Source organism: Micromonospora sp. HM134, assembly GCF_007833915.1.
Classification (GTDB): Bacteria; Actinomycetota; Actinomycetes; order Mycobacteriales; family Micromonosporaceae; genus Micromonospora; species Micromonospora wenchangensis.
This window is the reverse complement of record NZ_CP041061.1, coordinates 7,271,444-7,291,914: the sequence shown is the minus strand read 5'-3', so window position 1 is coordinate 7,291,914 and position 20,471 is coordinate 7,271,444. Positions and strand designations below refer to the sequence as shown.

Annotated in this window: 19 protein-coding genes and 1 pseudogene; 15 read left to right on the top strand and 5 right to left on the bottom strand. The window is 66.8% G+C overall.

The annotated features are described in order from the left end of the window. Positions 1 to 8 precede the first annotated feature (8 nt). From FJK98_RS31725 to FJK98_RS31680, 11 genes are all read left to right on the top strand, one after another. Positions 9 to 434: a roadblock/LC7 domain-containing protein gene (locus FJK98_RS31725; RefSeq protein WP_205789308.1), complete on the top strand. Its 426-nt coding sequence runs from the start codon at positions 9 to 11 to the stop codon at positions 432 to 434. Continuing rightward, positions 434 to 805 carry a DUF742 domain-containing protein gene (locus tag FJK98_RS31720; RefSeq protein WP_145922288.1) on the top strand — a complete coding sequence of 124 codons (372 nt, stop codon included), beginning with the start codon at positions 434 to 436 and terminating at the stop codon, positions 803 to 805. The genes FJK98_RS31725 and FJK98_RS31720 overlap by 1 nt, the downstream gene beginning before the upstream one ends. Next, the gene (locus FJK98_RS31715) at positions 780 to 1,388 is read left to right on the top strand and encodes an ATP/GTP-binding protein (RefSeq protein ID WP_145922287.1); all 609 of its coding nucleotides are present in this window, start codon (positions 780 to 782) and stop codon (positions 1,386 to 1,388) included. Before FJK98_RS31720 ends, FJK98_RS31715 begins: the two co-directional genes overlap by 26 nt. Continuing rightward, positions 1,385 to 1,942, top strand: coding sequence for a GAF domain-containing protein (locus tag FJK98_RS31710; protein WP_145922286.1), 558 nt, complete (start codon positions 1,385 to 1,387; stop codon positions 1,940 to 1,942). The genes FJK98_RS31715 and FJK98_RS31710 overlap by 4 nt, the downstream gene beginning before the upstream one ends. A gap of 172 nt (positions 1,943 to 2,114) precedes the next feature. After that, positions 2,115 to 3,380 carry an acyl-CoA dehydrogenase family protein gene (locus FJK98_RS31705; protein WP_145922285.1) on the top strand — a complete coding sequence of 422 codons (1,266 nt, stop codon included), beginning with the start codon at positions 2,115 to 2,117 and terminating at the stop codon, positions 3,378 to 3,380. Next, positions 3,374 to 4,066, top strand: a complete 693-nt coding sequence (locus tag FJK98_RS34460; protein ID WP_240762467.1) for an HAD family hydrolase — start codon at positions 3,374 to 3,376, stop codon at positions 4,064 to 4,066. Before FJK98_RS31705 ends, FJK98_RS34460 begins: the two co-directional genes overlap by 7 nt. After that, positions 3,973 to 4,281, top strand: coding sequence for an HAD family hydrolase (locus tag FJK98_RS34915; RefSeq protein ID WP_370516956.1), 309 nt, complete (start codon positions 3,973 to 3,975; stop codon positions 4,279 to 4,281). Before FJK98_RS34460 ends, FJK98_RS34915 begins: the two co-directional genes overlap by 94 nt. Before the next feature lie 43 nt (positions 4,282 to 4,324). Then, on the top strand, positions 4,325 to 5,500 hold the full coding sequence (locus FJK98_RS31695; protein ID WP_145922284.1) for a hypothetical protein: 1,176 nt from the start codon (positions 4,325 to 4,327) through the stop codon (positions 5,498 to 5,500). A 46-nt stretch (positions 5,501 to 5,546) separates the two neighbouring features. Beyond that, positions 5,547 to 7,019, top strand: a complete 1,473-nt coding sequence (locus tag FJK98_RS31690; RefSeq protein ID WP_240762465.1) for an ATP-binding protein — start codon at positions 5,547 to 5,549, stop codon at positions 7,017 to 7,019. After that, positions 7,016 to 7,999: a PD-(D/E)XK motif protein gene (locus FJK98_RS31685; protein WP_145922282.1), complete on the top strand. Its 984-nt coding sequence runs from the start codon at positions 7,016 to 7,018 to the stop codon at positions 7,997 to 7,999. The genes FJK98_RS31690 and FJK98_RS31685 overlap by 4 nt, the downstream gene beginning before the upstream one ends. Then, positions 7,996 to 10,899, top strand: coding sequence for a Z1 domain-containing protein (locus FJK98_RS31680; protein WP_205789307.1), 2,904 nt, complete (start codon positions 7,996 to 7,998; stop codon positions 10,897 to 10,899). The genes FJK98_RS31685 and FJK98_RS31680 overlap by 4 nt, the downstream gene beginning before the upstream one ends. 121 nt (positions 10,900 to 11,020) lie before the next feature. On the opposite strand, the gene FJK98_RS31675 is transcribed toward FJK98_RS31680, so the two are convergent. The 3 genes from FJK98_RS31675 to FJK98_RS31665 all read right to left on the bottom strand — a co-directional run bounded on the left by FJK98_RS31675 (position 11,021) and on the right by FJK98_RS31665 (position 13,630). Next, positions 11,021 to 12,082 carry an HNH endonuclease gene (locus FJK98_RS31675; protein ID WP_145922281.1) on the bottom strand — a complete coding sequence of 354 codons (1,062 nt, stop codon included), beginning with the start codon at positions 12,080 to 12,082 and terminating at the stop codon, positions 11,021 to 11,023. 21 nt (positions 12,083 to 12,103) lie between these two features. Continuing rightward, on the bottom strand, positions 12,104 to 12,967 hold the full coding sequence (locus FJK98_RS31670) for an Eco29kI family restriction endonuclease (RefSeq protein WP_145922280.1): 864 nt from the start codon (positions 12,965 to 12,967) through the stop codon (positions 12,104 to 12,106). Positions 12,968 to 13,210: 243 nt separating this feature from the next. After that, positions 13,211 to 13,630, bottom strand: coding sequence for a DUF4259 domain-containing protein (locus FJK98_RS31665; RefSeq protein ID WP_145922279.1), 420 nt, complete (start codon positions 13,628 to 13,630; stop codon positions 13,211 to 13,213). A gap of 187 nt (positions 13,631 to 13,817) precedes the next feature. Here FJK98_RS31665 and FJK98_RS31660 point away from each other — a divergent pair, with 187 nt between their 5' ends. The 3 genes from FJK98_RS31660 (at position 13,818) to FJK98_RS31650 (ending at position 16,956) form a co-directional block, all read left to right on the top strand. After that, on the top strand, positions 13,818 to 15,122 hold the full coding sequence (locus FJK98_RS31660) for a DNA cytosine methyltransferase (protein ID WP_145922278.1): 1,305 nt from the start codon (positions 13,818 to 13,820) through the stop codon (positions 15,120 to 15,122). Between the two features lie 386 nt (positions 15,123 to 15,508). After that, positions 15,509 to 15,946 carry a very short patch repair endonuclease gene (locus FJK98_RS31655; RefSeq protein WP_240762463.1) on the top strand — a complete coding sequence of 146 codons (438 nt, stop codon included), beginning with the start codon at positions 15,509 to 15,511 and terminating at the stop codon, positions 15,944 to 15,946. A 245-nt stretch (positions 15,947 to 16,191) separates the two neighbouring features. Continuing rightward, positions 16,192 to 16,956, top strand: a complete 765-nt coding sequence (locus FJK98_RS31650) for an Eco29kI family restriction endonuclease (RefSeq protein ID WP_145922277.1) — start codon at positions 16,192 to 16,194, stop codon at positions 16,954 to 16,956. 20 nt (positions 16,957 to 16,976) lie between these two features. On the opposite strand, the gene FJK98_RS31645 is transcribed toward FJK98_RS31650, so the two are convergent. Both FJK98_RS31645 and FJK98_RS31640 read right to left on the bottom strand, forming a co-directional pair. Continuing rightward, positions 16,977 to 17,813 carry an IS5 family transposase gene (locus FJK98_RS31645; protein ID WP_145922276.1) on the bottom strand — a complete coding sequence of 279 codons (837 nt, stop codon included), beginning with the start codon at positions 17,811 to 17,813 and terminating at the stop codon, positions 16,977 to 16,979. A gap of 102 nt (positions 17,814 to 17,915) precedes the next feature. Beyond that, positions 17,916 to 19,210 (bottom strand): annotated as a pseudogene (locus tag FJK98_RS31640) (IS701 family transposase). 679 nt (positions 19,211 to 19,889) lie between these two features. On the opposite strand from FJK98_RS31640, the gene FJK98_RS31635 reads away from it, so the two are divergent. Continuing rightward, on the top strand, positions 19,890 to 20,315 hold the full coding sequence (locus tag FJK98_RS31635) for a hypothetical protein (RefSeq protein WP_145922275.1): 426 nt from the start codon (positions 19,890 to 19,892) through the stop codon (positions 20,313 to 20,315). The last annotated feature ends 156 nt before the right edge of the window (positions 20,316 to 20,471 follow it).

Below are 20,471 nucleotides of genomic sequence, written 5' to 3'. Positions count from 1 at the left end.
GCCTGTCTGTGACCACCACGAAGCCGTCATCCCCGGAACTGGCCTGGCTACTGGAAGGCCTGGTGCGACGGGTGCCGCACACCCGCAGCGCCCTGCTGCTGTCCTCCGACGGGCTGCCCCGGGCCGCCCACGGCCTCGCCGATGACGCCGCCGACCACCTTGCGGCGATCGCCTCCGGGCTGTTCTCCCTCGCCCGCAGCGTGGGGGACAGGTTCGACACGGGCGGCGGCGTACGGCAGGTCGTGGCCGAACTCGACGAGACACTGCTGTTCGTCACCGCCGCCGGCGACGGCGCCGTGCTGGCGGTCCTGGCCGACCGGCAGGCCGACGCCGGTGTCCTCGGCTACGAGATGTCCCAGATGGTCAAGAGCGTCCGCCCGTACCTGGCGACACCCGTCCGCGACGTCGGCCTCCCCGCCCCCGCCGCCCCGTGATGTCCGGCGCGCACCAGGAGACGTGGGTCGACGACGCGGCGGGACGCCTGGTGCGCCCCTACACCGTCAGCGCGGGACGGACCCGACCCACCACGGCGATGGACCTGCTGTCGTGGGTCGTCGCCACTGGCGTACGACCCCGGGCCCGGCTGGAACCCGACCACGACGTGGCGCTGCGGCTGTGCGGCGCGGCGACCACCGTCGCGGAGATCGCCGCCCGGATGAGGCTACCGGCGGCGGTCACGAAGGTGGTGCTGGCAGACCTGGTGGCCGTCGGCGCGGTCCGCACCCGCCCACCCCACCCGGTCGCCGACCCGACCGACCGATCGATCCTGGAGAGGCTCCTTGCCGGCCTGCAACAACGACTCTGACCACACCCCACACGCGTTCAAGATCCTCATCGCGGGTGGGTTCGGCGCCGGGAAGACCACCTTCATCACCGCCACCAGCGAGATCCCGCCGCTGTGCACCGAGGAGCTGATCACCGCCGCCAGCGTCGGCACCGACGACCTCACCGGGGTACAGACGAAGACGACCACCACGGTGGCCCTGGACTTCGGCCGCATCACCATCGACCCCGACACCGTGCTGTACCTGTTCGGCACACCCGGACAGGACCGGTTCTGGTTCCTGTGGGACGAGCTGAGCCACGGCGCGCTCGGCGCGGTGGTCCTGGTCGACACCCGCCGCCTGCCGGACTGCTTCGCCGCCGTGGACTTCTTCGAATCCCGCCGCACCCGGTTCCTGATCGCCGTCAACGAATTCGACGGCGCCTACCGCCACGACCCCGCAGAGGTTCGTACCGCCCTGGGCCTACGACCCGACGTGCCGGTCGTGACCTGCGACGCCCGCCACCCCCGGTCCGCGACCGCCGTCCTGGCGACGTTGGTACGCACCCTGCTCACCCCGACATCCACCAGCCCTCACCTCACCCCGGCAGGCAGCCCGACATGACCCACGACGGTTTCGTACCCGCACCCCTCACCCCACCCGACCCGCAGGCGCCACAACGACTCCACCGCCTCCGCGCCCTCGGCCTCGGCCGGCCGGAGCGGGAGTTCGACGACTTCGCCCGCGACCTCGCCGCCACCACCGGCACGCCCTGGGCGATGGTCAACTTCCTCGACGACGGCGGCCAGTTCTTCGCCGGCCTCTACACCGGCAGCACCACCCCACCAGGCGTGACGACACCGGCCGGCACCCGGGAGCCCGGCCGGTGGATGTCCCGGGACCAGGGATTCTGCCCACACGTCGTCCACCGGCGACGCGCGCTGGTCCTCGACGACGTCTGCGCCTACCCACGCTTCGCCGGCAACCCCGTCGTCGACCAGCTCGGCATCCGCACCTACATGGGCGCCCCCCTGATCGACGACACCGGCGTCACCCTGGGCACCGTCTGCGTCGTCGGCCCCGAACCGCGCCGCTGGGGCCAGGAGGGGCTGACCACCATCAAGACCTGGGCGGCCGACCTGGCCACCCGCATCCAGCAGCGGCAACCTGGCAGGTGACCGGGCGCGGGCCCTCCCGCCCAGTCCTCCGCCATACCCGCAGACACCGGTGGGCACCGCCGGTACGTCGGGCGAACCCACCCTCAGCGACAGCCCGGGCGGCATCCCATGCCTTGCCCGGCGACACACCACCGATGGACAGCACCGTGGCGACTCCCCAGGAGAGCGGCAGATGGTCGACGGCTACCACCTCACCCCCCGCCACACCCGGCTACGCGACACCGTCCGGGCCTTCACCGAGGCCGAGGTCCGACCCCGCGTCCCGGAACTGGAGGCGAACCGGACCGTGGCGCACGACCTCTCCCGACACATCGCCCGCCAAGGGTGGCTCGGCGTCACGATCGACCCCGCCTACGGAGGCCTCGGACTCGGCCACCTCGCCAAGACACTCATCATCGAAGAGCTGTCCCGGGTCTCGGCGGCCATGGGCGCCATGCTCCAGGCGTCCCAACTCGGCACCGCGAAGATCATCCACTTCGGCAGCGACACGCAGAAACGGACCTGGCTGCCCGCCATCGCCGCCGGCGACTGCCTGCCCACCATCGCCGTCACCGAACCCGGCTCCGGCAGCCATGTCCTGGGCATGACCACCACCGCCGTACGCGACGGGGACGGCTACCTGCTCACCGGCCGGAAGACCTTCGTCGGCAACAGCCACATCGCCGACGTGCACGGCGTCGTGGCCCGCACCGACCCCGGCACCCGCGGGCTGACCGCCTTCCTCGTCGAGGCCGACCGGCCCGGCGTGCACCTCACCTCACACCAGCCGAGCATGGGCCTGCACGGCTTCAGCTTCGGCGAGATCACCTTCGACAACTGCCGCATCCCCGCGACGAACCGGCTCGGCGCCGAAGGCGACGGCCTCGACGTCGCCTACTCCTCCAGCGTCCTGTACGGCAGACCCAACCTCACCGCCGTCGCCCTCGGCATCCACCAGGCCATCCTCGACACCACCATCGCCTACGCGACCAAACAACAGCGCTACGGCAAACCCCTGGCCGACCTACCCACCATCAGACAACGCATCGGCGCCATGCAGTCCCGGCTGATGACCGCCCGCCTGACCGCCTACCACGCCGTACACCTACTCGACAGCGGGCAACCCTGCGACGCCGAACTCATCAACGCCAAACTGATCAACGCCGAACACGCCATCGACTCCGCCCGTGCTGCCATGGACATCCACGCCGCGCACGGCCTCCACCCCACCCAGTCGTCCATCGAACGCTACTTCCGCGACGCCCTGCACATCGTCGCCCCCGCCGGCACCTCGGACATCCAACTCCTCCGCCTGGCCGAACACGCCCTCGGCACCACCAGACAACCCTGGTCAACCCGCTTCCACTCCCCCATCGCCCCCACCGCTGCGAACACACCCGGCAACGTGGAGCCCACACCACCGGCCGGCACGGACACGGCAGGTTCCCTCACATGCTGACCACCCACGCCCCCGTCAGCCAGCCCACCGACACGCTGCCGGTACTGGAGACCTACCTACGCGCACGACTCGGCACCCCGCCACGACCGCCTCTGGCGGTCAGCTTCGACGTGGACGACACACTCATCGACACCAGCACCAGCCTGGCACACGGCGTGCGGGCGGGAGCCCAACTCGCGGCCACCCTCACCTCCCGCGTCGACCCCGACACCCTGATCGACGCCTACCACGCGGCGTTCGACACGCACTGGCGCTATCCCGCCGCGGTGGACGCGCACGGCCTGCACGACCGTCGCCGCCGCGTCTGGTGGACCGCTCTACGCAGCGTCGGTGTCACGCTGGACACCAGCGACCTGGACCGGGTGGTGCACACCTGCGTCACCACCCAACTCGCCATGATCACCCCGGACGCGGAACTACGCGCTCTCCTACGGGCACTGACCGACCTGGTCCCGGTCGCGGTCTGCAGCAACGGCCCCTGTGCCTCGATCCAACAGAAGCTGAACAAGGCGGCTCTCACCGAATACGTCACCGCCATCATCTGCGGCCCGGACAGCGGCCTCGCCAAGCCCCACCCCGGCCCCTTCCACGCGTGCAGCCAGCAATCAACGTCGACCCGAGCCGGTGCCTCCACATCGGCGACAGCTGGCACGCCGACGTCGAAGGCGCCCTCGCCGCCGACATGACCCCGATCTGGATCACCCACCCGTCGACGGACACCCGGCCGCAACCACCAGCCGTGCCTCGATACCCCACCGTCTCCCACGCCCTCCGCGACCTCCTCCAGGTTCTCTCCCCGGCACCACCGCCACACAGCCTTAGTCAGACGACCCGGCCAGCTCCGCAGCACCGACCCCACTCCAGCAAGTCCGGATACCCGACGACGAGGCAAGAACCATGACTCCACACGAGGAACCGACGACCGACACGGCCCAGGCCACGCGATGACCCGAACCCGCACCGGCGCGACGCTGCTCGCCGTATCGCTTCTTCTCGCGGCCTGCGCCGGACCGTCCGTCGACGTGAACCCCGACCCTCCGGCGCCGATGTCGCCCCCGAGCAGCGCGCCGCCGGTTCCGGCTGGACCGGTCCTGACCCGTCTGGCTGCCACTCTCGGCGACGCGCCCGCTGACACCACCCTTGGCGCCTATCAGTATGTCGAGCGCCGCACCTGGTACCAGCAGATCATCGGTCCGCCCGGCCCCACCGGGTGGCCTGAACGGGTCCGTGTCGACCAGTTGTGGCGCACCGATGACGGCGCCGAGGGCCGGCTGGTCAGCGTGCACCTTGACGCCCACGGCTGCATCCCCGACGACGGGGGAAGCGGCAGCTGGGCTGGCCGGGCCGGGGACCGGTTCGACCAGCCACCGCCGAGACAACCCGACGCGCTGCGCGTCCACCTGCTCATCGCGGGCCGCCCTGAGGAGGACCGTCCGCAGGACATCGTCGGCGGGGTCGCGATGCTCTACGAACGCCACGCGCCCACCCGTCCGGTCCGGGCCGCAGTCCTGCGGCTCCTCGCGCAGCAGCCCGGCCTCCTCGCGCAGGCCGGCGTCACCGACCGCGGCCAGCGCCCCGGCATGGACCTCATCCTCCCGTACACCGACCGCTCCGGTGTGCCGCGTCGCGACATTCTCACCATCGACGCGCACAGTGGCGTCCTGCTCGCCGCCCGCGGCGCCATCACCGGCCCCATCCCATCCCAGGACCCACGCCTGGGACCCGATTACCCGGCGCTGATCATCGCCGAGGCAGCCAACTACCGGCTCTACGTCGACAGCCGCCGCACCCCGGATACCCGCACCCCGGCGGCCGGCTGCCAACACCCCGCCCTGCGGCCAGGCGCAGGGCAGCGCTTCGCCGCGATGAGCGGTGACAGCGCCCGTCCGGTTCCTCGGCCCTCTGGCGGCTTGTCGCCTCTGTGGCGGGGCGTCGACCCGGCCGCGTTGGGGTCGAGCAGCAGTGAGCGGGCCGGCGACCGATACCGTGGCTGGCTGTTTGGGCGGTCCACTTGCGGCGACCGTTCGCTAACATGTCGCGCACAGCTACTTTCAGTGACTGACGCCGCCCTGCTCGTCATCCTTGCCGGGAAGCGCGGTGACATGCCCTTGTCGGAGTGAGGTCTAGGTGTCCCGTTGGCGCGCGGAGGTCCCGACGAGTGGCTCGGTGAGCCTGCCGCCCGACCCTCACGCGCTCGACGGCCTTGGTCGCAACCACTCAATCGAGACGGCGTTGGCCGACCTGGTCGACAACTCGATCGACGCCGAGGCCAGCGACGTTCTGATTAGATTTATGCAGCGGGGTGGCAGGTTATGCGGGCTATACGTCGTCGACAACGGGCGCGGCATTCGCGCCGACCGTGTGGATGCCGCGATGACGGTGGGTGGTCTGGCCGAGTATGGCGCCGATAGCCTGGGGAAGTTCGGCCTTGGCATGAAGGCAGCTTCCTTCAGCCAGGCTCGCAGCCTCACCGTACTCTCACGCACCGCCGACACCATTGTCGGGCGGCGGTGGCGGATCGGGGATCGCAAGGATTTTCGATGCGACGTCGTCCCTGAAGACTTCGCCGCCGAGGAATTGGATCGCAGGTGGAACATCAAGTCGAGCGGCACGGGAACGGTGATCCGCTGGGATGACGTCACCGGCTTTCCTGCCACCGGTGATCCGACACGCGTGCAAGGGTTCCTCACGGCGACAATGACCAAGATCCTCAATCATCTCGGGCTTGTCATGCATCGGCTTCTAATGGAGGGGCGGGTCAGGATCGGGATCGATGTAGAGGACACTGACCAGGCGATGGCGGGTCCCCGTTTCGACGCGACTCCCCTCGACCCCTTCGGATATCACAAGTCAGGCCACCTCGCGTATCCAAAGAGACTGACCGCGTTTGCCGATGGGTATCCGATCCACTTCGACTGTCACATTTGGCCGGGCCGTTCGAAGGTGCATCAGTTTCAGCTCGCGGGCGGTGTCGTGGAACGGCAAGGCCTGTACTTTTATCGACGAAAGCGGCTCCTGCACGCTGGCGGTTGGGACGGCGTGACCGTTCCGGACCCACGTATGCAGCTCGCCAGGGTCGCGATAGATATCGACGACGAGATCGTCGGGCTGTTTCGGATGAACCCGGAGAAATCCCGTGTCATCGTCGGCCCCGAGTTCGCCCACCTCGCGGAGGCGGCACGCGCCGAGGATGGCACGACCATGACCGACTATCTGCGGGACGCGGAGGCCGCCTACCGGAAGTCTCGGGAGCGCAGCCGCAACCGTCGTCGGATGATCCCGCCCGGTCGCGGCTTCGAGCCCGCCGTCAGAGGAACGATCGCCGATGAGGTCCCCTTGATCGAAGGGGAGAGCCCCATCGATATCAGGTGGCGCCGTATCGAGGGCATGGCTCTGTTCGCGATCGACCGAGTCGCACGTACATTGTGGCTCAATGACCGGTATCGGAGTGCCGTGCTTGGTGGCCGGCGTGGCGGACTAAATGACGCCCCGTTGGTCAAGGCGCTGCTCTATCTGCTAGTCGAGGACGTCTTCCAGGGCGAGTACCTGGGCGCTAAGGACAAGGACAACATTGCCCTGTGGCAGGAGGTCCTTACCACGGCGGCGCGATGTGAAGTGGCACGGAGTGACAAGGAGTGAAGGGCCGCCACCTGAGCCCTGCTAGCTTTGAGCAGTATCTGCGCAGCGGCGTAATGATCGAGCATCCGGTCGACGGAGAACCTCGGGTGACCCTATTGATCAACCCGGGCGCGCCGATGATCGGTCTGCGCGCCCCCCGGGGTCTTTACGAGGCCCTACCACAGGTGCGACTTGAGCATGTCAGTGTCGTGCCCGGGCATGGTGTCGAGGGGCGATACCTTGAGATCCACATAACCAACCCACAGCTGTTCGGTGACGCCTACCCGGTGCTGTGCGCCATCGCCGACCGGGTTCAGCTGCAGCGGATGGGGTTCAGCGCGGCAGTGTCTGACACTCTCCATGTCTTGGAACAACTGCTGCAACGTGGACAGGCACTGACGCGGGAGCGGGAACTCGGACTTTGCGGCGAGCTTCTCCTGTTTATCGGGTTCTGCCGCCTGGTGGGGGTCGAGAAGGCCCTCGCAGCCTGGCGGGGACCGAACGCCGAGGAGCACGACTTCGGTATCGATGGCTTCGACATCGAGGTTAAGACGACCGCCGCAGAGCGGCGCATCCATTGGGTTGAGTCGCTCACGCAGCTGACAGAGACCGGCCATCGACCGTTGTTCCTTGCATCGCATCAGCTCACCGAAGCCGGACCTGATGATGGTTGGCGACTGGGTGACATGGTCGCCGCCGTCCGCCGGCAGGCCACCCTGGCCGGTCTGCGTCAAGATCTCGATCGGCGGTTGGGTAAAGCTGGCTGGACCGATCCGTTCGCGGACATGTGTCGCACGCGGTGGCGGCGACGTTTCCCCTCCATCGCGTACGCCGTCGACAAGAACTTCCCCCGACTCACGCCCGACATGCTCGACGCCGTCCGAGTCGACCTGACACGCTTGACGGACGTTCGCTATCGCGTCGACCTGACCGGCCAGCCCGCCGCCGCGCCGACCCCGACGCTCCTCGCCCAGGCCATCTCAGCGGAGGTGACAACGTGAGTAACCCGCTGGCGACGGCTTATCGTGAGGCGCTTCGCGCGATGGAAATCAAAGGTCCTCGTGCCTTGCACACCACCGCTGCGTTTCTCGCCGATGACGCGCCGATCGTCCCAAGCGACGAGTCGCTGCGGGCCTACATCGCGGCGGCTGATCCAGACGACGTGCTTCGGAGGGAGCTCGCGATACGGCTGGCCACGTGGGACACCGTCGACGACGCACCCTGGATCGACGGCACGGCGCCACACACGGCCAAGAGACGCGAGCGAGTCCTCTCGTTGCTGCGGGTTGATGACAAGACGGCGCTGCTCCTAGGCGAGAGGTTTCCCATTGCCGCTAGCGCCTTCACTGTCATCGACGGACCGTGGGAGCCGTGGTACACCGCAAGAAGCGGCGACGGTCAGGGCTTCTACTGGCATCACTACAGCCGCTACTTGTCTGAGAAGCCAGGCTTCGACGGCGACGCCATCGCGGCCCTTGGGGCGTCAACGACGAGCGTGGTCGAGCGCCTGGCTGACCCGACTCGACCCGAGAGGCATCAGGCCAAGGGCCTCGTGGTGGGCTACGTCCAGAGCGGCAAAACGGCCAACTTCACCGGAGTGATCGCCAAGGCCATTGACGCGGGCTACCGACTAGTGATCGTCCTGACGGGAAGCACCGATCTCCTTCGCGCTCAGACACAGCGTCGCCTCGACATGGAATTAGCCGGTCGTGAGAATCTCCTACGTGGCATCAGCGAGGACGACACGGAGTCCTTTGACTACCACGACGATCCGGATTGGCGGGCCGGTAAGTTCCTGCGCCACGGAGTCCAGCCTTCAGAGGTGGGACATCCAGACATCATCCGACTCACGACCCGCGACGTCGACTACCATAGCCTGCTCCAAGGGATCACAGCCTTGGACTTCGATCCGCGCGACCGGAGCAAGCCTTACTTCCACCCATACAATCTCATGCCGACTCCGGCACGACTCGTCGTGATGAAAAAGAACAGCCAGGTCTTTCGGAAGCTGGTCAAAGATCTAGGCAAAATAACGGCGCGGCTTAGTGAGATTCCCGCCCTCATCATTGATGATGAATCCGACCAAGCATCGCCGAACACCAGTAACCCGCGAAAATGGGAAGAAGGCCAGAAAGAACGTACTAGCATCAACCGTCTGATCGCGGAGTTACTTACACTTCTTCCCCGCGCCCAATACGTCGGTTACACCGCGACACCGTTCGCGAACGTCTTCATCGACCCCAGCGACGCCGAGGACATTTTCCCCAAGGACTTCATCATCGCGCTGGACCAGCCACCAGGTTATATGGGCGCCAAGGACTTCCACGATTTCGACGCTGACACTGACCGCGCTTTCGCCGCATCGCGAGTAGCGACCCACGTCCGATGCCTTCCCGAGGACGACGATGACGACGATCCGACGCTGTCGAGGGCGTTGGACGCCTTCGTTTTGGCGGGCGCGGTTAAGCTATACCGGGAAGACCGCAGCGTCGGCCGGTTTCGGCACCACACGATGCTCGTCCACGAGGCGATGAAGCGCAGCGTCCATCGCGAACAGGCCACGGTGCTGCGCGACCTGTGGCGGGCCGCCGGATACTATTCGCCTGCCAGCGCCGGTCGCCTGCGGGCTCTCTATGAGAGTGATCTCCTGCCGGTAAGCCGTGCCGTGGCACCCGACCTCCCTACGCCGGACACATATGAGGAGCTCGCCCCATACCTCGCGCGGGCTGTCCAGCGAATCGGCGAGACAGGTGATCCCGTGCTTGTCGTCAATAGCGAACCCGCGCTCAAACGCGCCAAGGAGGAGGTGAACTTCGACAAACGCCCCGTCTGGCGGGTTCTTGTCGGAGGTAACAAGCTCTCCCGTGGCTTCACGGTAGAAGGACTGACGGTTTCCTACTACCGGCGAATGACCAAACAACAGGACACCCTGATGCAGATGGGCCGATGGTTTGGCTTTCGCGGCGGCTACCGAGACCTGGTTCGTCTATACATCACGCCGACACTGCATGAGGCATTTGAGGCGAGTTGCCTCGATGAGGAGTCGTTCCGGGCAGAGTTGCGCCGCTACGCGATGCCAATAGGAGGACGCCCCCAGGTCACACCCGCGCGCATCCCGCCGCTGGTCGCTCAACACCTCCCCTGGTTGAAGCCAACCGCCACCAACAAGATGTACAACGCCGTGCTGACCGAACGGCGTTCACCCGGAACCCCGATCGAGCCACGGTGCTACCCCTCCAACCCGGCGCTCATAAGACACAACACCGAGGCCTTTGGTCCCATCCTTCACGCCGCCGGAGAGGAGGTCCGCCTTCGCGGTGTCTCTGGGGATTGGGACTATCGGGCGTTCGTCGGCTCCGTTAGCCACCCTGTCCTCCTCAAGGCTCTGGGATCGCTCAGGCTAGCGGTGCCGAACTATCTCACACCGGATCTTCGCTGGCTTAGCTCCCTGACACCAGACCAGATCGACGGCTGGATCGTGATCCTTCCGCAGCAGGTTGGTAACACGAACCGGCGGCGAATCCTCGCCCACGAGCCGACCAGCGTATTTGCGCGTAGTCGCCCGCACGCGGACTACTACAGCACGATCAGTGAGGTCGCCCACCGCATGCCGATTGAGCTCATTAAGAAAGGTGTCCCCGAGATTGGCGACGAGACGGCGAACGCGCTTGTAAGCGCTCGCACCGGTACGATTCTGTTGTACCCAACAGTCGTCCGCCATAAGAACCGTCTCGCCGCAGCGGTGCCCGGTAAACCTGGCGATGAGCTACCGCCAGACAAGGTGACCTTGGCGTTTCGACTCGTCGCTCCCATCACGGCGATCGGGGAGGACCGTCGGCTCGTGACGTTCTCGACCATCGATAGCTCCCGCGATGACGAGGCGATCATCGACAGAACTTAGGTCGAGATTGGTTATGCCCCAGTCCGAGCTGCTGCCATGCCTTTCGAGACTGGGAGGTACATGACGATGTCCCGCACTCGCGTCCAGTGACAAGGCTCACGCAAGATAATTGTATGCCGGTTTATGTGATCGGACCACGGTGGCGGGCCGGTAGGCGTCCGGCGGCGGAATCCCCTACGAGGATGGCTTCGCCAGAGCTCCTGCCGTAGACGTTCTGGTGATGCCAGGTCAGATACCTCTCGCGTGGAGGCGCGGTCGTGGGTGGGAGGAGGAGACGGTCGGCCAGTGGTGGTCGGCCGAACGCCGCCCGTGTCGCGGGGTCCGTGTCGGCGGCGGCCTTGAGTGAGGGCTTGACGTGGACGCGTAGGCCGCCGTTGACGGTGATAAGGCCGGTGTCGAAGGCGACGTCGTGGGTGGGGCAGGCGGTGAGGCCGTTGCGTGGGTCGAGTCGCTCGGCGTTGGTGCTCACCCGCCAGGGCTTGATGTGGCTGGCGATTAGCATCCGTGTCGCCCGTCGCCCCGCTGTGGAGACGGCGAGACCGCAGAACACACAGCGGTGTTCGTGGGCGCGTAACACCTCGTTCGCGAAGCGATGCTGACCCACACGAGCCGCCGCGACCAGTAGCCGCTCGGTGATCCGGTCATTGAGATCGAGTCGCGTGTCGAGCCAATCTCGTGATGATGACCGCACCGCGTTCTCGACGTCGACCGTGGCGAGCTCCTCCTGTCCCATCGGGAGTAGTTCGGTTTCCTCTGAATCGAGGTCGAGGAAGTCGGGCAGAACCTCGGGACCCATGCCCACGTCACGGGCGGCGACGAGCAGGATCCGGTACACGACGGCGAGGCGGCCAGGTGTCCCTAGCAGTTCCGCCGACACCTCGAGCTCGTGCCTGGCCCCGTTGCGTCTACTGCCGTCGAGGTTGGCCATCTTCGCCAGGACGCTGCTGTTCGGCCGACGGAACAGGCGCGCGAGCGTGGGTACCGGTTCGGCCGCCTTGTGCGCGGTCGAGCCACCGTATCGGCGGTGGTTGACCAGGAGGCTCGCCGCGAGGCACGCGAGCGTCTCGACGGGCGTGAACGGTACCTGCCGGCCGCTTGTGACGGGGGTACGGGCGAGGATCGAGCGCCACTGCGCTCGGGCGTCTGCCGGACGGATCGCCAGGTAGTCACTGACGGTGTGCACCGATTCGTCCCGGTCGGTGTCTCAGGGGCTCGGGTCGCCCGGATCCGGTTCCGCGGGATCCGAGCCCACATCGTCGGCCTCTACGCCCCCGGCCGCGAATCGCGACGGGCCCGGCTGGTACTCGACGGTCTGGTCGGATCGGCTCCTCCACCACCCCAAGGCGCTCTCGTACTCGCGGGTCTCCGTGTAGAGGATGAGGTAGCCGGGCAGGGCGGTCAGCTGCCAACCGAGAGGGAGGGCCGCGACGAGGCGGGCGGCTAGATCCCTCACCGGCAAAGGCTGGGAGGGCAGGTTGACAGTGGCGTCGTGGTAGATCTCTTTGGCCGCAGGGCGTTTGTCGAAGCGTATGCGATAGGGCAGCGCTGTGGGGGCGGCCGTGAGGACGTCTTCGATAGTCCGCACATCTGCGCCGAGCGCAACGTGGTGATCGAGATCGATGGGGTGGATCGCGTCGAAGTGGGCGGCCTTGACGACGCTGGTGTCCCGGTTGCGTCCCGGGTCGTTGTTGCCGAATCCGTTGGTGTTCCACGGGACGCTCTCGCTGGCGCGGTACTGCTTGATGAGCAGCCGTTCTGGGGCTGCGGCGTCGAGGTCCTCGTCGACGTAGGTGCACACGAATCGGACGTCAGCGAGGTCGATGCCGCTACGGCCCGACAGCTTCCGCAGGTGCTGGCCCAGCCGGGCGTTCAGTGAGTTGGCGGCCTTGCCCACATAGACGCGTTCGCCACGGACGAACAGCTCGTACACGCCGGGGCGTGCCCGGACCCTCGAGACGTTGTCTTGCCGTAGGGGCGCTGGTACGAGGGCGGCGAGGGTGGTCGCCAGTTGATCGGCCAGTGCTCGGGTGATGCTGAGTCGGAACTCGGCCTCCCATTCGCCGACCATCGGCCACCTCCGCACGCTCGCGTCGACGTGAACGTCGAGAGTCTGTCAGAGCGGTCGTCGGGCGCCAAACCACAGAGGACGCGCGTTCCCGTGATGGCCTGGTCCGGCGTGCCTGTGGGGCCTGGACACCAGGGTCGCCCACCATCGGGATGACGAGCGGGCCGCTGGTCGTCTACGCCCGCTCGGTCCGCTCACCCGTCCAACGGAGAAACCGGCCAGGGATGTCATTAGGTGGCGTTCGCCCTACGGGTCACGGCTGAGTTTGGTCCGTAGGTCCTCGACGGCGGCCAACGCGTCTTCTTCCTCGATGTCGTCTGCCCACCGGAGGCGCCATGTCGACCCTTCGGCGAGTGTCGTGTCGAGCGCCTGTCCGGCGAGGGCGCGCAGGGATGGGCTGGCGGGGATGTCGTCACGGTCGAGGAGGAAGCGCGGGGCGTAGGCGGAGTCTGAGGGCGGCACGCCGGTGAGCGATTGCAGGACGGTCGCGGCCGCCGCGATCGCTTGAGCGGCCCCCTCCACCGTGAGGGTGGGGCCCGCGATGATGGCGGTCTCGAGGGTGTGACGCACCAGCTCGAGACGTTGACCGGGGTCGGCGCTCTCCAGGGCCGCGCACCACTCGACCGCGTCGTCGTTGTCGAACGGGCCGAGCTGCCACGTCGCCATCGCTCCTCCTCGTGTTCAGGCAACCCAACCACATCGACGGCGCGCCTTGACGAGGCGCGCTACCCGCCCTGGCCTGATCGGGCCCGAGCGGGGATCGCCTTCCCTTCCCTGCGGACCCTGGGGCCGGGACCCGGCTGCCGACGCGTCAACTTGCGCAAGATCCACAACTCCGCGGTATGATTCCGCGATGTTTGAGCCGCGGCTGGACCCGAACAGGGACCGAACCTCCGTCGAGCTGTTCGCCGGTGGGGGTGGTCTGGCGATGGCCGTCCATCGAGCGGGTTTCCGCCCTCTACTGGTCAACGAGATCGTCAAGTACGCCTGCGAGACCCTCAAGGCCAACGCGGCGGACCTCAGGGGGGACAGTGAGCGGATCCCCGCTCCCGGCGAGCGATGGCCTCTGGTCGAGGGCGACGTGCGCCAGGTGGGGTTCGACTACCTGTGGGACCGCGTGGACCTCCTCGCTGGCGGTCCCCCATGCCAGCCGTTCAGTCTGGGCGGTGTCGCCAGGGGCGACGAGGACAAGCGCAACATGTTCCCGGAGATGTTCCGCGCGATCCGTCAGATCCAGCCCAAGGCCGTCATCTGCGAGAACGTCCGGGGACTCCTACGCCCCTCCTTCAGGCCCTACTTCGAGTACATCGAGCGGGAACTGCGCCTTCCGTTCGAGGAACGCGCTGAGGACGCCACCTGGCGCGACCACGACGAGGTGCTACGGGCCCGCTTGGCGGAGGAACCACCGGACCCCAAACAGCGATACGAGGTGGTCACGACCACCGTCAACGCCGCCGATTATGGCGTCCCGCAGGTCCGCAACAGGATCATCATCGTGGCCTTCCGGTCAGACCTCGACGTCGACATCGAGCGTTTCAAGCGAGCCGTACGTCCGCGGTACTCGGAGACGGCGCTGGTCCGGTCGATGCTCGACGGTACCTACTGGGAGCGTCACCCGACCGTCCCTGATCACGTACGCCGGTGGGTCATGTCGCGCCTGCCGGACACTCCGCCCGATGACGACGGCAAGCTCCCGTGGCGCACCCTACGAGACGCCATCCAGGGGCTCGACGGGCAACAGCCGCTGCCCCCCGTGCCCTGGGACCTGCTCGACCGACGCGAGTACCACCTCGGCGGATTCACCGATCACATCGGCTGGCCGGACGCCCGCATCTACGCGGGCCACACTCCCAACGAGCTCGACCGACCCGCGAAGACCGTCAAGGCCGGCGTCCACGGCGTCCCCGGAGGGGAATCCGTCCTACTGACTGATGAGCTCTGGGCCAAGACAGCCGAGGGATCGGCCTACCCCTACCGTCACCGATACATGACGGTACGCGAGACAGCGCGAGTCATGACCTTCCCTGACGACTGGAAGCTCGCCGGCCCCCGCGGGGAGAAGATGCGGCAACTCGGCAACGCTGTACCGGTCGCGCTCGGCGAGATCTTCGCCGGAGCCATCGCCACCGCTCTGGACGAGGCGGAGAGCCGACGGTGACTACGCCGACCGCTCCCTCCGAGCACCGCTGGGCCGACAAGCCACCGCACGCCAGAGCCTGGAAAGGTCGCCAAGGCCGCAGCCGGCGAGCGGCCGCGGCGGAACAGGATCGAGCCGCTGGCGGGCCGGACCGGCGGTGGGTCGACCTCGGCGACGGACGCCGAGCCCGCGCGTCCGTCGACCTCAAACTACTTCCCCGTACCCGCCGCATCCGCGCCTACCTGCGCTGGTCTGACAACGGGCGCTCACCCGCCCGCTACCTGGGCGAGGTCGAACACCCCACCCGAGCCGAGAACCTAGCCGAGGGCTGGCGCCTAGCCTGGGAACGAAACCTCCTCACCGAGTCACCAGACGCTTCGGCGACCTCCTGGGCGAAGAACTCAGCCGTGAGGGCCGTCATGCGCGCCAACAAAGCCCGCGACACCGGCCCCGAACGACGACTCCGCTCGCTCCTCCACAAGGCGGGCCTGCGATACCGGGTCAACGTCCGCCCACTACCCGCCTTGCGTCGCACGGCTGACGTGGTGTTTCCAAAAGCTCGAATCGCGGTGTTCGTCGACGGCTGCTACTGGCACGGATGCCCCGACCACTACCGTCCTGCCCGAGTTAACAACCAGTTCTGGCTGGAGAAGATCGACCGGAATCGCGCCCGCGATCGAGAGACCGACCAACAACTCGCCGACGCCGGATGGACGGTTATCCGGGTTTGGGAACACGAGGATCCCATCGAAGCCGCCAAGGGGATCACGGAGGCCGTCCGCAGCGTATTCACACAGCAGTCAGTCGACACCGTGATCTCTACGGCTCGCGGGACCTGCGGCTAGGCTTCCATCTCAGGCCAAATCATTGGCCAGACAGCTCTGCCAGGACCAACCGGTGTCCTTTCACCACGCGTCAAGGGTCGATAGTCGTAGCTCCTCCTTGGACAGAGGGTGCTGCCGCACGATCGCCGCCTTTCATGTATCTGCGAGCCGTCCTGGGACAGGCTCTACTGGCTGGCGTCGGGGCAGTATGCTCGCTCCGTTCGACTGACTGAGCCAGAGTGGCGCGAGGGGGAGGCACGATCGGTTTGTCGGCAACCCAGCATTTCACGTTCGACCTGGCTGGAGCCTTGGCCCAGCAACTACTCGCCCGGCTCCCCAACCTAACACCCGAGCCGCTGATGCCCGCCCACCTCGCGACCGTTGAGGACATGCCGGGCGTCTACCAGTTGTACAGAAGCGGCAGGATGGTCTACGTCGGCAAGGCCGATGCCAGCCTCAAAGAGCGGCTCTTCGACCACCATAAAAAGCTATCGGGACGCGAAAACCTCAGCCTTGCCGAGATGACATACACCGGACTGTATCTTGAGGGCACCTGGATACCCATTGGCCCCGAACAGATACTCATCAAGCATCTCGAGGCTGAGCCGATTTGGAACACAAACGGATTCGGCGGCAATGACACTGGACAATATCGAGACGCAACTAATTACAAGAAAGGGCATTTTGATGTCGAGTTCCCAGCCAATCTCAATATCGTACTACAGGCAATCCGGCCCGGCATCAGCACCGTAAAAGACCTCATCTTAGCCGCAAAGCGGGAACTTCCCTACACATTTCGATTCGAAGATAAGTATGCTCGACACCCCGACTATAATTCTTCGACCGTAGACATTCCCGCCGGGTCTCCCCTGACGGCCGATGAGCTGTTCACTCTCGTCGCTCACGCACTTCCCGCAGGCTGGCAGATAGTAGCGCTACCTGGCTACGTCGTCATGTACAAGAATTACCCCACCCCATACAAAAACGCCCGCAGGGTGTACCACCGACCCACGGTTAGCGCTCGCCCCTAAGTGAGCGTTTCGCATGTATGTCAGTCGGGTGTGTTGAGAGTGCGGCGTTGTTGGCGGGTGGCGGGTCCGCCTCGGGTGAGGCGGGCGAGCATGCCAGCGATCGCGGCCCAGCGGATGATGGCTTCCGAGGTGGCCGGTTGGGTTTCGTAGTCGCGGGCCAGGCGGCGGTGGGTGGTGAGCCTAGCAAGGGTTCGCTCCACCACCCAGCGGCGGCGGTGCACGACGAACCCTTGCTGGTCGGCGGGCTTGCGGATGATCTCCAGGGTGGTGCGCAGCATGTCGCGGGCCCAGTCGACCAGACGGCCGGCGAACCCGGAGTCGGCGAACACGTGCCGGATCGGGGTCCCCATGTACGTGGCGAGCAAGGCGCCCTTCGCGCCGTCACGGTCCTGCCACGAGGCCGCCAGGACCCAGACGGTGACCAGTAGGCCGAGGGTGTCGGTGACGATGAACCGTTTTCGGCCGTTGACCTTCTTCCCGCTGTCGTAGCCGCGGGTGTCGCGGTGCACGGTGTCGGCGGCCCGCACGCTCTGGGAGTCGATGATCCCCGCGGTCGGCTCGGGCTGTCGGTCGTGGGCCAGGCGGACCTGCTCCCGCAGTTCGGTGAGGATCCGGTCGGTCACACCCCGCCGGTTCCACCGTTGGAAGTGGGAGTACACCGTCTGCCAGGGCGGAAAGTCCACCGGCAGATACCGCCACGCGCACCCGGTACGCACCACGTACAGGATGCCGTCGACGACCGCCCGACGCGGATGCTTCTCGGGCCTGCCCATCCACTGCGGCGAGGGCAGCATCGGCTCAACGAGGTCCCACTCGGCATCGGTCAGATCAGACGGGTACCGCCGCACTCGATCCATGCCCGTCTACCGATCGAGCCCGGATCATCGATCGCACTCACTGTGCGACACACCCGACCAGCACACATCCCAAACACTCTCTAATACTGCTACGGCAGTTGGTTAGGGGTAGCCGTGTCGTCGGTAGTGGCAGGTTCGGGCTTGGTGTTGGCGTCGTCTGCGCCATCGGGACCAGGCCCAGACGTGCTCTGGTGGGTGGGTTGATCGCACTGCGAGTGCGGTGAGGAGTCTTCGGATCTCCGGTACCGTGTAGCCGATCATCATGCCGTCGTCGGCGCTGGTTCCCCTTTTGCCGCAAGGGATCTGGCTGCGGACAGCCAGGCGTGGGCGGCCATCGCGAGGGTGATGTGGGCGTACCAGGCCCGCCAGTCACGGACCTGGTATTCGTCGAGGCCTGCTTCGTTCTTGGCCTGCTGGAAGCACTCCTCGATCGCCCACCTCGCGCCCGCGACACGGGCGAGGTCGACCAGGCGGGTCCGACGTGGTCCGTAGCAGACGTAGTAGGCGATCTCGCCGGTAGTGATGCTGCGCCGGGCCAGGAGCCAGTGTCCGCGGCCCGGCCGCCAGCAGATCCGTACCGGCACCCGAGCCCACCAGTACTCGCGTGGGCCGTGCGCGCCGGCGCCGGCCGAGAGCCGGCACCACGCCCGAGCGGGCAGACCGGCGATGAGTTGGTCGGCGCGGGCAGTTCCCATGGTGGTGGTGATCATGTCGTCGTTGCGGCGGGTAGCGACCACATAAGCCACATCCCGGTGTTCCAGCCACACCCGCAGGGACTTCGACTGCCCGTAGGCCTCGTCCATCGTCACCCACCCCACCGGCACCCCCGCGTCCAGGGCGCGGGCGAGCATGGTGCGGGCCATCTGCACCTTCGTGGCGAACTCCACCTCGTCGGGGATCCCGGCGGCCCGGCACCGGTCCCGGTCATCGGTCCACGAGGTCGGAAGGTAGAGCTGCCGGTCGATCAAGGCGTGACCCTTCGCTGACCGGTAGGCAAGGAACACCCCGACCTGGCAGTTCTCCGTCCGACCAGCCGTGCCGGAGTATTGACGCTGCACCCCCGCCGACCGGACGCCCTTCTTCAGGAACCCGGTGTCATCGACGATCAACACCCCCGCCGGGTCACCGAGATACTCGACCACGTAGTCACGCACGTCATCCCGCACGGCGTCGACGTCCCAGTCCGCCCACCGCAACAACCGCTGCATCCCGTCCGGCGACACATCCCCGGCCTGCTCCGCCAAGGTCCAGCCGTTCTTACGACCCAGACCCGAAACCAGCCCACACAGGTACTGCCGCGCCCGCCGACGCGGCTCCGACCGACGAAACCGCACCCCGACCCGAGCATGGAGCCGGTCCAGTTCCGCATGCCACCGATCGATATCAACGTCCGTCACGAGCTGACCAACGAACCCGACCCGAAGACGATTCGCCTACTGCCGTTGCAGTACTAAGCCAGCTTGACGCCGATGGACGTATCGCCCTGCCTGCAGGTTGCCAGCGATGACGGACAGGACTGCTCGACCGCACCCTCCTGAAGGCATTGATCAGCGGCGCGGTGTCGGGGCTCGAGTTGATAGGGGCGGTGAACCGATCGCTGTCGGTGTTCGGCCACCCGTATCTGCCGTTGGCGGCGCTGCTGCGCCCACGGCGCCTGATGCCAGAACCGCTGCTGCGGGGCAGTCCGACGGTTTCGCCCCGGCGGCCGTCGCGGCACCCTACGCCGTAGATCCAACTATCATCGCGTACAGCCCCACGCTCGCTGGCATCGCCAGCGATGGCAGCTGGCTCTTCGTCACGGTGGATGACGGTGTAGTGGACTTTGCGTTGGGTGGCCGGTCGCAGTTTCGCCGGTGTCTGGAACTCATCGGCTGTGTCGGCAGCCCGTTGGCCACCGCCGTTGGTGATCTCTTCGTGGTGCGCAGCGGTGGGGTGCTGTGTGGCCGGGAGGACGAGTTGGCGGTGGTCGCGGGCGGTTTTGCGCGTCCGCCAGTGCTCGTATCTGGACCGCAGGGTACTCCCTGACTCCTCAACCGCTACACCGTCGGCTGGCCCGGCAAGGAGCAGGCCAGCTTGGTGCAGATCGGGGAGGGACTCGGCGACGAGCAGCGGCGGCCGGCTGGGCTCCCGGCGGGCACCCGTGAGGGGGCATGTTGGCTCCGTGAGCGCACGTTCTTCGTCCTCGGTGACGGGACCAGTGCGGTCATCGATGTCGACTCTGGCGAGTACTGGTGGGTGATCACGCCGGTCGGTCGGCCGCAAGGCCTGGTTCGCCTCGACGAGCGCCGGGTCCTGATCGTCGGTGCCGACCGTCACGTCCTCGTCGCGGTCCTCGACACTGCCACGGGGCAGGCCACGCCGCCGACACCGGTCAATCTCACCGGCCGGGTATGCGGAGCAGCGCGCCTCGGTGGTGCGTTGTTCATCCTGGCCGGTGCCCCGGTCGACCATGCCACCGTCGTACCGGTGATCGCTCGGCTCGACCTCAGCAGTCTGGCGTAGACGCCAGCCGAATCCCCCCAAGTTTGCCTAAAACCAACCGGCGAGCTGGAGCACCCCGCTGACGCAGTGAGGGTGCTGCTCGGCCGCATTCACATCGATCAAACAGCTCATTCTCGGATTTAGGGATGCGCCCGGGTTCGACGATCGGGGACCATA